11 protein-coding genes are annotated in these 14122 nt (G+C 36.1%); 9 read left to right on the top strand and 2 right to left on the bottom strand.

From position 1 onward, the window contains the following. Positions 1-416: 416 nt before the first annotated feature. Positions 417-1373 (bottom strand): endo-beta-N-acetylglucosaminidase family protein, encoded by a 957-nt coding sequence (locus IGJ02_RS15070; protein WP_430602580.1) that lies wholly within the window; start codon positions 1371-1373, stop codon positions 417-419. Positions 1374-1895: 522 nt separating this feature from the next. Here IGJ02_RS15070 and IGJ02_RS15065 point away from each other — a divergent pair. The 9 genes from IGJ02_RS15065 to IGJ02_RS15025 all read left to right on the top strand — a co-directional run bounded on the left by IGJ02_RS15065 (position 1896) and on the right by IGJ02_RS15025 (position 12817). Continuing rightward, positions 1896-4058 (top strand): PBP1A family penicillin-binding protein, encoded by a 2163-nt coding sequence (locus tag IGJ02_RS15065; RefSeq protein WP_430602579.1) that lies wholly within the window; start codon positions 1896-1898, stop codon positions 4056-4058. A 68-nt stretch (positions 4059-4126) separates the two neighbouring features. After that, positions 4127-4468, top strand: coding sequence for a YlbF family regulator (locus IGJ02_RS15060; protein ID WP_010762383.1), 342 nt, complete (start codon positions 4127-4129; stop codon positions 4466-4468). A 208-nt stretch (positions 4469-4676) separates the two neighbouring features. Further along, positions 4677-5282: a CDP-alcohol phosphatidyltransferase family protein gene (locus tag IGJ02_RS15055; RefSeq protein WP_010762384.1), complete on the top strand. Its 606-nt coding sequence runs from the start codon at positions 4677-4679 to the stop codon at positions 5280-5282. Positions 5283-5303: 21 nt separating this feature from the next. Next, positions 5304-6173, top strand: coding sequence for a phosphatidylserine decarboxylase (locus IGJ02_RS15050; protein WP_430602578.1), 870 nt, complete (start codon positions 5304-5306; stop codon positions 6171-6173). Beyond that, positions 6166-7296, top strand: a complete 1131-nt coding sequence (locus IGJ02_RS15045; protein ID WP_430602576.1) for a metallophosphoesterase — start codon at positions 6166-6168, stop codon at positions 7294-7296. The genes IGJ02_RS15050 and IGJ02_RS15045 overlap by 8 nt, the downstream gene beginning before the upstream one ends. A 167-nt stretch (positions 7297-7463) precedes the next feature. Beyond that, positions 7464-8696 (top strand): metallophosphoesterase family protein, encoded by a 1233-nt coding sequence (locus IGJ02_RS15040; RefSeq protein ID WP_430602575.1) that lies wholly within the window; start codon positions 7464-7466, stop codon positions 8694-8696. Then, a complete protein-coding gene (locus IGJ02_RS15035; protein WP_430602574.1) occupies positions 8693-11389 on the top strand; it encodes an AAA family ATPase in 2697 nt (898 codons plus the stop codon). Before IGJ02_RS15040 ends, IGJ02_RS15035 begins: the two co-directional genes overlap by 4 nt. 2 nt (positions 11390-11391) lie before the next feature. Then, entirely contained in the window at positions 11392-12336 is a 945-nt protein-coding gene (locus IGJ02_RS15030) for a 3'-5' exoribonuclease YhaM family protein (protein WP_010762389.1), read from the top strand. A 19-nt stretch (positions 12337-12355) separates the two neighbouring features. Then, the gene (locus tag IGJ02_RS15025; protein WP_430602573.1) at positions 12356-12817 is read left to right on the top strand and encodes an ASCH domain-containing protein; all 462 of its coding nucleotides are present in this window, start codon (positions 12356-12358) and stop codon (positions 12815-12817) included. A gap of 43 nt (positions 12818-12860) precedes the next feature. Here the strand turns inward: IGJ02_RS15025 and IGJ02_RS15020 are convergent, their stop codons facing one another. Then, positions 12861-13907, bottom strand: coding sequence for a peptidylprolyl isomerase (locus tag IGJ02_RS15020; protein WP_010762391.1), 1047 nt, complete (start codon positions 13905-13907; stop codon positions 12861-12863). Positions 13908-14122: the final 215 nt, after the last annotated feature.

Raw genomic sequence — 14122 nt, 5'->3', positions numbered from 1 at the left:
ACTATTAAATCACATTATTTTTTTGATTCACAAGTAAGAAGACTTCTCTCACTATTTTTAGCTCATCATCTACTCTGGCAAAGCCAGTTGTAGTCCTTTAATTCTTAGAGCTGTAGCTCTTAGAAAATAAAGGGAGCAATGTATCTTTCTGATACCTTGTATTGTGCATCATCGAATCACTTCGTTCTTTGTGATTTACAACAATGAGATCGAAACGAAGTGTAGCGATTCACAACAAATACCCACTCTTTGGGGAAGAGTGGGAAAGGAGTTAAAAATGAAAAAGTGTTTTGTTAGGGTTGTTTGTTGGTATACATATATAATACAAACTAAATATGAATTTTTTGTGTATTAATTTGTCTAAAAATGTAAATATTTTCTAAAGAAGGGTTTAAGATTTACACAAAAATTCCTAACTAGTTATTATTCATTGTATTGATCAAACGTTTCGTCCAGCTAAAATCGGTTTTTGTGATTGTATCATCACCATATGTCTTACCATCCCGATCGATAGCATAGACAAACATCCCGCCTTTTTGACCATCTTTTGGATTCCATTTTGCATAAGAATAAGCTCGGCTTGTTTCATATGGTTCTACCGTATCATTCCAACGGTTGTGATCTTGTTCTTCTGGGAAAGAGATGCCAGGAAGAAATTGTTGCGGCGTAATTGACGTTTTGTAGGTATTCCATGTATTATCTAAAGAACTAACTGAACGGCCATATGCTTGGACAAATAAATAATCAAAGTAAGAGGCTGTTTTTTTAAATAAAGAATGATTATCTTTATTTGTATCATAAATCAATAATTTTCCAGAATTGGAATTTGGACCTAGTTTTTTAGATAAAGCGTTGAACGTACCAACCGCCATTTCTTCTTGCTTCGCAGTCAAACTAGATTCCATATCAACATCCAGTCCATCTAAATTCCACGGAGTTAGATAAGTATCAATCAGTTGTTGTGCATATTTATCATATTCAGCTGTCGTGGGCGTAGTACCTGCATGAGGAACATTCCAAATTTCTCTTATATCGATTGTCCGAATGACACGAGTCCCTCTAGCATGCAGTGTAGGGACGTAAGTATCTTTCAAGGTATCCCAAAATTTCTGTTGATTTGTTCCAGGATTGACATAATGGAAAACAGAGACAATATCTACGCCTTCAGGAATATCTGTCATGGCAGTGACGTTTGGATCAGGCAAGGTGGAATTTGCATCGTGAGGCATTGTAACGTCTCGCCATGTACGATAATAAGCCATCATGATCGGATCTTTTGAATTTGCTTGAGTAGCATCTGATTGATTAGGCAACAGACTAAAACTTAGTAAAAAGAAAATCGGAATAAGTAAAAATGTTAGTTTTTTAGACATAAAAATTCTCCTCTTCTATTTTTTTTGTAAAACGGTTACATTTCAAAAAAAGTGTAGCATAAAAAAAGGTATAATAACAGTTAGGGAAGCGCTAGTAAATCATCTAGGTAGAAGTTTCACATCTGTTAGTCAGAGCTGAAAATTTTCTCAAAACAAAAAGAGACCCACTCTTTGGGGAAGAGTGGGAAAAGGAGTTAAAAAATGAAAAAGTGTTTTGTTAGGGTTGTTTGTTGGTATACTTGTATAATAAAGGGAAAATATGAATTTTTTATGATCAAAGTTCTGTTAAATTAGCACTTTTTTTCAACGAAAAGAAGAATTTATACATAAAATGCTATTTTCCTCCGTCAATACCTAGATTTCTTGATGTATTCTTAAACTTTTCTACATAAAAATAAAAGAAAAGCATGGTAAAATAGGCAAAACAAAATCTATGTGCATTATTCATGCTAAAGCCGTATGAATGAGAGCGGCAATCTATGGTAAAATGGCTTAGAAACTTTTATGCAAAGAGGGAGCACTATGGACTTTAAAACAATTATGGGAAAATTAAAATCTGGTTTTCAGCGCTTTTGGGCTTGGATCAAACCTTATCTTGTTCGTTTTCATCACTGGAGAAAGCGAATTTGGAAAAAATATCAAATCAATAAGATTATTTTGCTATTAGGTATGTTAGTCGTTTTAGTAGCAAGTATCTATCTATTTACCTTAGCTAAATCAGCAAATGTTGGTGCTTTGAAAAAAGGGTTAGAAGAATCAACGGTCATTTATGATAAAAATGGAGATGAGGCAGGGAAGTTGTTTGGGCAAAAAGGAACATTTGTCACAATCGATCAAATTTCTCCGCATGTCAAAGATGCCTTGATTTCAACTGAGGATCGTAATTTTGAAACCCATCACGGTTATGATATTAAAGGACTTTTACGGGCAGTAGTTGGCAAGTTGAGTTTTGGCATGATCGGTGGCGGTGGTGGCGGTAGTACGATCACTCAGCAATTAGCCAAAAATGCCTACCTTACACAAGAACAAACGATGACGCGTAAGGCAAGAGAGCTATTTTTAGCAATCGAAATCGAGAAAAAGTATGACAAACAACAAATTCTAGAAATGTATCTGAACAATTCTTACTTTGGAAACGGAGTTTGGGGAATTGAAGACGCATCACATAAATACTTTGGAGTTAGTGCAAGCGAGTTATCAGTCGGTGAATCAGCAACTTTAGTCGGGATGTTGAAAGGTCCAGGAATCTATAACCCGATAGACTATGTTGAAAATGCAGTCAATCGCCGCAATACGGTTTTACAGTTAATGGTAGATAACGGTAAATTATCTCAAGGAGAAGCCGATGCACAAGCTGGTGTCGATATGAATAGTTTATTGGCGGACAATTATTCTGACCAAAATTCAGATTACAGATATCCTTATTACTTCGATGCGGTCATCGATGAAGCGGTCAATAAATATGGGTTAAAAGAAGAAGATCTATTGAATAAAGGGTACAAAATTTATACAGCATTAGACCAAAACTATCAAAAAGCGATGGAACAAACATACGCTAATGACGCTTTATTCCCACCGAATGCAGAAGATGGCGCAATGGTTCAAAGTGGCTCCGTTGCACTAAATCCCAAAACGGGTGGTGTACAAGGAGTTGTAGGTGGACGCGGCGAACACGTCTATCGTGGGTTTAACTTCGCAACACAAACAAAACGTTCACCAGGTTCGTCATTGAAACCAATTTCGGTTTATACGCCAGCTTTAGAATCTGGAATGAAGCCAAATAGTATTTTAGAAGACAAACCGCAAGATTATTACCCCGCTGAAAATTATAGTCGTACAATTAGCGGTGAAGTAACGATGTACCAAGCACTAGGTGAAAGTTTAAATTTACCAGCCGTTTGGACATTGCACAAAATTGGGCTAGATAAAGGGTTCGAAAAAACAGAGAAATTCGGTATTCCGTTAGCGCCAGAAGATAAATATTATGGTTTAGCACTTGGTGGTTTGAAAACCGGAGTATCCCCTTTAACGATGGCGAATGCGTATAGTCCATTTGCGACAGGCGGCTCTCAGTCAGAAGCACATTTGATTACAAAAATCGTTGATTCTACAGGAGCAGTCATCGAAGATAATACTAATGCGAAAACCAAGCAAATTATTACAAAAGATACTGCAGATCAAATGACAAGTATGCTGTTAGGTGTCTTTAGCTCAGGGACTGGGATCAATGCTGATCCAGCAGGATATGTCATGGCTGGGAAAACAGGAACCACAGAAACGAACTTTGACACAGATAAAACCAATGACCAATGGGTTGTCGGCTATACACCTGATGTGGTGGTCGCAACATGGTTAGGCTTTGAACAAACGAGTGAAAGTCATTATTTGCAAGGTAGCAGTGCTACGCATGCTTCTACTGTATTTAGCAGTCAAACACAAGGCATTTTACCGTACACAGCACAAACTCCTTTTACAGTAGCAGATTCGTATGTAACAGGTGGCGTCGTACAACCAGCAAGTGAAGTAGCGACAAATGAAAATAACGATGCTTGGAAAGACAGCGTCAAAGATATTAGCGGCCAAGTTAAAGAGGGCGCAAAAGATATCGGCGGCAAAATCAAAGAAGGCTGGGACAAAACGAAAAATGGACTGAAAGACTTCTTCGGTGGTTTGACAGGAGAATAATCGGTTTGAAAACGAATCAAAGAATGGTACAATCAAAGAGAAGAATTTATAGAAACGAGGGAGATTGAATGAGTAATATTTATGATACAGCTAATCAAGTAGAACGTGAAATCCGTGAAATGGAAGAGTTTAAAGCATTGGAACAAGCTTATGCAGATGTAAAAGCGGATGAAGAAGCATACAAGTTGTTCAAAGAATTCCAAAGCTTCCAACAAGGATTACAAGAAAAACAAATGCGTGGAGAAGAATTTTCAGAAGAAGATGCTGAGAAAGCTCAAGCATTAGCTACGGAAGTTCAAAAAGCAGAAGTTATCAACCAATTGATGCAAAAAGAACAAGCGTTTAGCTTGATCGTAAATGATTTGAACCGTATTATCATGACACCGATTCGTGATTTGTATAACGATTAATAGATGAAAATAAAAGCTTTTAGAGATTAGTTGGTAAGAAACATCCTCAACGATCTTTAAAGGCTTTTTTTTGTAGAATCATAAATAAGCTAAAAGGCAGTTTTTTTCTACTATCAAAAACACATGAAATCTTAAAAAATTTCCCAATTCTCTCTTTTTTAATGCTATAGTATTACTAAACGAAAAAAATGATTGGGGAACAAATAGTATGATTGGCATTTATGATTACACAGTTATTCTAACGTATGGAAACGCAGTTTTTTCTATAGTAGGAATGTATTTAGCTTTGACGCAGCATGTTGTTGAAGCAATTTTTTGTTTAGTACTCTCAGGTATTTGTGATATGTTTGACGGATTAGTCGCAAATACGAAGGAACGTACTAAGAGTGAGATGTGCTACGGTATTCAAATTGATTCACTCGCTGATTTGATTAGTTTTGGGGTTTTCCCAACGGTTTTAGGTTATGCATCAGGTCTTACGCAAGGAATTTATTTGCCATTATTTGTATTTTATATTTTAGCTGCCTTGATTCGTTTAGCCCACTATAATGTGACAGAAATGGAGAGAAAAGAACACGCAGAAGGATATCGCGAGTATTATGAAGGATTGCCAGTAACAAGTAGTGCGGCCCTGATTCCTTTGTTATTTTTTATTGCGGGTCGTTTCCATATTGGGATTACGCTCGTTTATCCGGCAGCGCTATTGATTATTGGGTTCTTATTTATTTCGAAGGTGAAAATAAAAAAAGTCGACCCTAGAAAACTAGTTTTTGGAGCCTTTTTAGGCGCTGTTGTTGCTTTTTTTGTTCGCTAAACTTTTCAAAGGGGAAAACAAATGGAGAAGGGTTTTAAAACACAGCTTATCACTGACAATGATAGCGGGATAGTACATTATTTATATAAAAATCCAATTGGACGTTTTATGTTAAAAGGACTTATCCAACCACAGCTTACAAAAGTGGCTGGAGTTTATTTAAATAGCGCACTTTCAAAAAGAATGATCAAACGATTTATTAAGAAAAATAAGCTTCAAATGGACGAATATGAAACGATGTCATACCGTTCGTTCAACCATTTTTTTATGCGGGAAATCAAGCCAGAAGCACGCATTTTATCGCAAGGTGAATCTTCTTTAGGTGCGCCTTGCGACGGGAAAGTTACAGTTTATCCAATCAATAAAAATCAAACGTTTAACATAAAAAATTCGGAATATGATCTTGCAGAATTACTGGATAGCACAAGTCTTGCGGAAGAATGGCAAGCTGGTTGTGCTGTTATTTTTCGTTTAACTCCAGATGATTACCATCATTATTATTTTATCACTGAAGGAACGATTATAGGACATCAAAAAATAGAGGGTGTTTTCCACACAGTTCAGCCAGTAGCGATTCATAATCAACCTGTATTTTCAAGAAATTCAAGAGAAATTACGATTATTGAGACAGAAAAATTTGGGAAAATTGCTCAAATTGAAGTTGGCGCTCTGATGGTTGGAAAAATCAAAAATCTAAAAAAATCAGGAAATTGTCAGCGTTTTGAGAAAAAAGGCTGGTTTGAATTTGGTGGATCAACTGTTATTTTATTATTTCAAAAAAATCAAGTACAGATCAATCCGGAAATTTGGAGGAACACTGAAAATAATCTTGAAACAATCGTGAAATTAGGTCAAGCCTTTGGAGCAAAAATGGAGGAGTGTCATGAATAAGCTAGTATTTTTAATGATTGGGGTGCTATTTCTTCTAAGTAATTTTTACATTGGTAGAAAACTGCTCTCATTACTTGAACAGTTTTCATTTTTTAAACATTCACTCATTTTATGGGGACTTATTGGTATTTTTTCGGTGGCATCGATGCTAACGATGTTATTGTTTAATGCTAATGTAGGTGGATTAATCGGGAAAATAGGTAGTTATTGGTTATCATTTTGGTTTGTATCTTTAGTTATATTTGCTTTAACAGATTTGATTTTGAAAATTACAGGGAAAATTACGAGTGTGCCAGCAAAAACTGAGTTAATGGTTTGGATGGGAGCGGCATGTTTGATCGTTGTGTTATTTTGCTATGGTTCCTGGCAAGCACAGCAAATCAAAACGGTAAATTATCACGTAGCAATCGATAAATCGGCAAACAATAAACAGAAAAAAATAAGGGCTGTATTGATTAGCGATCTGCATCTAGGCTATGTTAATGACGCGAAAAAGTTGAAAAAAATCGTGACCAAAATCAACCAAATAAATCCTGATATTATCTTCATTTCAGGTGATTTGTTTGATGGGAATTATAAAGCATTACAAGATGTAGACGGCATAAAAAAACAATTTAACCGTTTATCTTCAACGTATGGAACGTATATGTGCTGGGGCAATCATGATGCTGGTGAGAGTTTTGAGAAGATGAAGGACCTTGTTGAAGCATCAAACATTACGTTATTGGAAGATGAAATGACTGTTATTGGGGAAGAAATTTTAGTAGTCGGCAGAAAAGATAGCCGACCGATTGGCTCACAAGATGGCCAGAGAAAAAGCATGAAGGAACAATTCGAAAAAGTGGGCAATCAACTGCCAAAAATCATCTTGGATCATCAGCCCTCAACAATTGATGAATATGATAATCCAAATGAGTTGATTCTTTCAGGTCATACCCATCAAGGACAGATTTTTCCCTTTAGTTTAGTCACAAAAGCTTATTTCACTGTAGACTATGGTTATTATCGTAAAAATGAAAACAGCCCACAAGTCATCGTTTCTTCTGGCGTAGGTACATGGGGACCACCGATGCGAATTGGAACTCAAAGTGAAATTGTTCAGATAGAGATCACAATAGAATAAGTTTAATAAATTAGGTGAGAATGAAACATACAAAGTTTTATTTTCACCTTTTTATTTTTAGGTCTTAAAAAAATGAAAAACGAACAAATTTTCGTATGTTTTTACTGACCGCTTCTAAATAAAATGATATGATTAAAGAAAAGAATTCGGGCGAATAGGAGGATCTAATGAAAGTATTGCATACGGCAGATTTACATCTGGATCGGTCTTTTGAAGGCCTAAAAAATAGTCCCAAAGAAATCCTTGAAAAATTGCAACGGGCCAATCATGAAGTAATAACGGCAATTGTTGATATAGCAATAAAAAATCAGGTGGATGCTGTTGTTTTTGCTGGAGATACATTTCACCAAAGTCGTACGTCGATTCGAACACAAGCGTATTTTATCGATGAAATGAAGCGTTTGGATCAAGCGGAAATTCCAGTGATCATGTCATTTGGTAATCATGATTACTATGTAGCAGAGCGCTATTGGTTCGATTTTCCTAAAAACATGTTCCTTTTCCAAAAAGAACAGATTGAAACGCATTACTTTATGACGAAGAATCAAGAGAAAGTAGCAGTTTCCGGTTTTAGCTATGAACATCCTTGGATCAATGAGGATAAACTGTCGGCTTTCCCAAAAAAAGATCCAATGGTAGATTTACATATTGGGATTTATCATGGTGATACGACGAATAACGGGCAGCAGAATTATGCCCCATTTTCATTCAGCAATATGAAAAGCAAAGGCTATGACTACTGGGCATTGGGACACATCCATCAACCACAAGTAGTAAGTGCAGACCCTTTGATCGTGTATCCAGGAACACCACAAGGTCATACTAAAAAAGAACGGACAGTTCAAGGTGTGGCAATCGTTTCGATAGAACCAGGACATGCTACGGTTCACTTTGAACCTGTAGCTCAAGTTACTTGGCAGCTTCAAAGGTATTCCCTGAGCCAAGCTAGAAATCTGCAGGAAGCATTGAGTATCTTGACTGAGTTTCTTTTAAAAGACATGGAAAACCAAACACAATTAACGTTAAAAGAAATTCAGTTAACTGATACTGAAGAACTTAGTGAAGAATTCCAAATATCATATGAAAATGGTGAGTTACTTCAATATTTGCAGACAACTTTACTACAGCAAACGAATCACTCCTTATTTTTATTTCAAGTAGAGGTAATGACTGACTATTTTGAGAAAAAAGTAGTGATCAGCGCAGCTCCAGAGCTGCTAAAACAATTGGAAAAAAACTATTTACAACCAGATATATTTTCAAATACCTTGCAGGAACTCGTTCAAAATCCACTCTTTTCTTCTGTTGTACAGATAAATGAAGAATGGCGTGAGCGCAGCATCGAACAAGCAGATCAAACTATCAAAGAAGATTTTGTTATACAGGAGGATCAGCTATGAAACTCATTGCAATAGAACTCGTTGGATTTGGTAAATGGCAACAACAGAAAATTGAGTTTCTTCCAAAAAACCAATTACTATTTGGGGCAAATGAAGCTGGCAAATCAACGATTTATCAATTTATTCAAGCAATGCTTTTTGGTTTTCCTGCTAAAGGCAAACGAAAAAAAGATTACCAACCTAAAAATGGTGCTGCTTATGGAGGACGTCTGTGGTTTTCCCATCCAGTTTATGGGGAAGTTCAGGTTGAACGTTTCAAAGGGCAAAATAAAGGCAGAGCAAAAGTCTACTTTAATGATCAAATCGGTGATGAAGCAATGCTGGAAAAGATGATTCATCCGTTAACGAGGGAATTATTTCAGTCAGTCTTTACCTTCCAACAAGAGCAACTTAGCCAACTAGAAAAGTTAAATGAAGAAGAGCTACAAACATCATTACTTTCGTTAGGACTATCAGGAAGTAAGCAGCTATTAGTGAGTAGAGAAGACTATTTTAAGCGAGCTCAGACGATCTATAAAGGCAAAGGAAGTCAGCCGCCATTAAATCAAAAGCTGAATGCATACCAAAGCCTACAACAACGTATCAACGAAAAAGAACAGCAGGAACGTCCTTTCCAACAATTAATTACTGAATTAGCTAATACGGAGCAATTAATAGCAGAAAAGCGCCAAGCTGCACAAGAAATGAAAAGTCAATTAGCGCTTGTCGAAAAGCAAGTAATGAATCTACCCTTATACGAAGAACTGCACTCTATCGAACAATCAAAAGCAACTGCTGTATTAAAAGCAGAAGAACAAGAGACACTGCTATCGATTTATCAGCAACATCGTTTTTTAAATGAAGAATTGACTCGTTTGAACCAAAGTATTGCTGCCCAAAGTGAGACAATAGATCAAACAGACGATTATCAGTTTTACTTACAAGAAGAAGAACATATTCAGCAATTACTCAACCAACGGTATGATATTGATAAATTGCTCTCTGAAATCAGTTGGATGACTCAATCCTTACAGCAAAACCAGCAAGAAATGTTTCCTTTGGAAAAAAAATGGGGATGGAACGCGGCAACACCACCGCAATTATCCTTTGAAGAACAAGCAGTTAACGAGATGAGAGATGAGATTGTTGCACGGACAGTCAAATTACAAACGACTCAAACCGATTTACAACTGTTAGAAGAGGAAATTGCAACACGAGAAGAAAATTTAAGTACTTTTGAAACAATCAATAAAGAAATGTTTCGGAAAAACCATCGCCAAACAAAAAAAACAGTCAATCTACTTTTTTGCGGATTTGCAGGAATTATTTTATTGTTGAGTTTCTTTTTACCAGTGCCGCTTCGCTATGGAACATTCCTTTTGAGTGCAGGATTCCTGATTGCGGGGATATTACCGCTTGTTTATCAACCCAAGGACACCTATGAAAATGAAAAACGACAATGGCAAGAAAAGCTCTCTCAATTGGATTATTTGAATGATCAGCTAATAAAAATCAAAGCTGAAATCAAAACGATCCAGGAAGAAGAAAAAGAAATGTCCCGATATATTGCTCAAAAAGTGAAAGAAAATCATTTAGGTCGCATGGATCAAGTTGAATTTTGGTTAACACATCGCACAGATATTACGCGTTATTTGATTTTGCTTAATACAAATCAAGAACTTGAAAATCAGTTGAAAGAAGATCAAAAACGTGTGGCTAAATTAGCGGAACAGACGGAGCGCTTTACGGCACGATTGCCGATTGCTGGAACGACATTAGCACAAAGGATAAGTGTCATCAGTCGTTTTGCTGACAAGATGGAAAAAGTTCGTTTTGCGCAAGAGTACCAAGCAGATGCGTATTCACGTCAGACGATTCGTGAAGTCAAAGAAAAGCAACAGCAAGTACTTGATCAAGCGAGACCATTGCTCCAGCGGTTCCAGATACCATCTATAAATGAGATTCCAAATAAAATCCAAAGTTACCAAAAAACTACGGCAAACAACAAACGAAAACAGGAATTACAAACAATGTTGGTAGGATTGTATTCTGAATCGAGCGATCCTAAACAACTGCCATTAAAACAAATAGAAATCTCTCAAAAGCTCAATGAGTTAGAGCAAAGTATGCAACAATTACAGGAAAAAGAACAAAAAATCCTTTATCAGCGCAAACAAATGTTATCAGACGGTACATTAGACGAACTGTATCAAGAACAAGCTGAGTTGAAAACGGAAATCGAGGAATTGGCTTTAAATTGGTCAGCGCATCAATTAGCTGGTCAATTATTGATGGATCTTTTAACAGAACTATCAGAAAAACAATTGCCTAATCTATTGAAGAAAGCAACGGATTATTTCAAGCTTCTAACACAAAATACGTATCAAGGAATTCAATTACATGAAGAACAATTAATCGTTACTCGTGAGGATCAGCAGCGCTTCATGTTGCATGAGCTATCCACTGGTACAAGAGATCAAGTGATCATGGCTGTTCGTTTTGCCTTTCTTTATCTACAAGAGCAACGTAGCTTATGTCCGATCATAATAGATGATGGTTGGCTACATTATGATAGTCAAAGAAAAGAGCAACTAGCACAACTATTTGCAATTTTTTCTGAACATCAGCAAGTCATTTGTTTTTCTTCTGACCAAGAAATGGTAAGCTATTATAAAGCGTTGAAACAACCGATTATAGAATTAGAAGGAGTGTAAGTATGAAAAAAATCCGTGAACTAGCTGTAGACGAAGTTTTTGAATTATTTCTTTTAATCAAAAATGCTGATGTTCGTATAGCTAAAAATGGCAAAAAATTTATCGCATTTACTTTTCAAGATACGTCAGGTACGATCGATGGGAAATATTGGGATGCTTCAGAAGAAGAAATCAGCCGCTTTACAGCAGGAAATGTTATTCTTTTAAATGGAAAAAGAGAAGTATATCAAGGCAATCCTCAAGTGAAAATCATCCATATGCGAGTTGCGCGGCCAGATGAGCCTAACCAACCAACATTATATATGGAACGAGCACCATTGAAAAGAGAAGATATGGTTGACGAAATTAACCAAACGGTCTTTGAAATTACCAATGCTCATTGGCAACGAATCGTTCGCTTTCTACTAACGCAATACCAAAAAGAATTTTTTGATTATCCAGCTGCGAAAAGAAATCATCATGCCTTTGCAAACGGCTTGGCTTATCATACGGTTTCTATGCTTCGTTTAGGGAAAGCGATTTGTAAAGAATACAATGAATTAAATGCAGCATTACTTTATTCTGGAATCATTTTACATGATTTAGGCAAAGTAAAAGAGCTTTCTGGCGCAATGACCACTGAGTATACACTATCAGGAAATCTGATTGGTCACTTAGTTCTTGTCGATGAAGAAATCACGAAAGCTTGTATTGCGCTGAAGATCGATGAAAATGATGAGGATGTGATCGTTTTACGTCATATGGTTTTAGCACATCATGGTTTATTAGAATATGGTTCGCCTGTTCGACCACGGATCATGGAAGCTGAGGTATTGCATCAAATCGATAATATCGACGCATCAATCCAAATGATGTTAGGTTCTGTTCGCCAAACGGAACCAGGTCAGTACACAGATCGAATCTTTGGGCTAGATAATCGTAGTTTTTATGTGCCAAAAGATATTTAAGTGAAATGGGGGTTGTAAGATGAACCAGTCCGCAATAGATTTATGGACACAATTTAAACATCAACATAAAATTACGCAACCTGATTATGAAGTTTGGGCCTTTGGCAACTCGCCAGAGATGGCAGATGAGCTGTTAGCACATGTTCTTAGAGGAGAGAAAACAGGTACGTCTTCTCTTCACCTTTTATATGAGTTAGGTCTAGAAGATGAGAAAATACCGGAAGTTGGAAATTACAGTGTACTTTTAGATGGTAAGAATCAAGCACAAGCGATTATTTGTACAAGAGTAGTTGAAATTCTTCCGTATTCCAGAATATCAGAAGTTCACAGTTATCTTGAAGGAGAAGGCGACCGGACTCTGCAATATTGGCGCAGTGTCCATCACCCATTTTTTGAGCAAGCATTAAAGGCGCATGGACTGACTTTTTCAGAGGATCTATTGATTGTTTATGAACTATTTGAATTAGTTTTTCAAAAATAATACAACAAAAAAAGAGATGAATTCATCTCTTTTTTTGTTGTGCTTATTTAGAAGACTCTTCAGTCTTACTTGATGATTCTTCCGTTTTGCTTGAAGAATCTTTAGATTTTTCTGAATCACTTGATTTTGATTCTTTTTCTTTAGAAGATTTTTCTTCTTTCTTAGAAGAATCTTTAGATTTAGCAGAATCTTTTGTTTCAACTAAGCCAGCTAAAACATCTTTAAATGCATCATCTTTGATTTTAACATTTGCTTCAGTTAAAACTTCAGATGTCACTTTTTGGATAAATTCTTGATCGTTTTGTTTCGCTGTTTCAGCAATTTTCTTCAACTCTTTTTTGTAAGGAGCCATGTCATTGCCTTTTTCTTTATTTTTTACCATTTTTACGATAGTGAATGTTGATTGGTAACCAGTTGAATCAGTCGCTTGAATTGGTTCTGAAACTTCACCATCTTTTAATTTGAAAGCAGCTGTTTTTACTGGTTCAGCAATTGTTTCTGTTTGAGAGTCAAATTTTACTTTGCCACCGTCTTTTTTAGTTGCTTCATCAGTTGATTTTTCTTTAGCGATTTTTGCAAAGTCGCCGCCGTCATTTAATTGTTTTTTGATCTCTTTTGCTTCATCTTCAGTAGCAACTTGGATAACTTGTGCTTCTACTTCTGGGTGGAATGTTTCCCAAGCAGTTTTTAAATCTGCATCAGTAATTTTGATGTGTGCTTTGATTCCAGCTTGATAAGCTAAACTTTGTTTGATTTGTTCTTTATAACTTTTCTCTGTAAGACCAGCTTGTTTCAATTGGTCAGCAAAGTTTCCACCTTGTGATTCAATGCTTTTCTTCGTTTCATCAAATTTAGCTTGAACGTCTTTGTCTGAAACATCTTTACCATATTTTTGATCAAATACTTTGAAAATGATCATTTGTTGAACTGTTTGTTGGCTTTGTTGGCTAGATTTCGTTTGGTTGTAAAAATCGTCAACAGTGATTGTTCCGCCTTTCATTGTTGCGATATCTTGTGAACCGCCTGTACATGCAGCTAAGGCAAAAATACTGAACATACCTGCTGCAGCTAAGATTAGTTTTTTCTTCATTCTTGTAAGCACTCCTAAGTTTGTTTTATTTTTTATTATGTAGAAATAATTTCTCACGGTTATAACTATACCACACTATGTTTCATAAAAGAAATACGTAAGCAATAGTTTCAAAGAATTTTCGAATTTAGGACACAATTTCATCTATAAAAACGGATCGTTTTAAGAAATTTAGTCTAAATTGCGTGTACAATTGGTTAAACAAGCGAGTTGAT

Origin of the sequence: Enterococcus sp. DIV0724b (assembly GCF_050531475.1) — a bacterium.
Classification (GTDB): Bacteria; Bacillota; Bacilli; order Lactobacillales; family Enterococcaceae; genus Enterococcus_L; species Enterococcus_L haemoperoxidus.
Note: the sequence above shows the minus strand (reverse complement) of the source record. Positions and strands in the feature narration are given on the sequence as shown.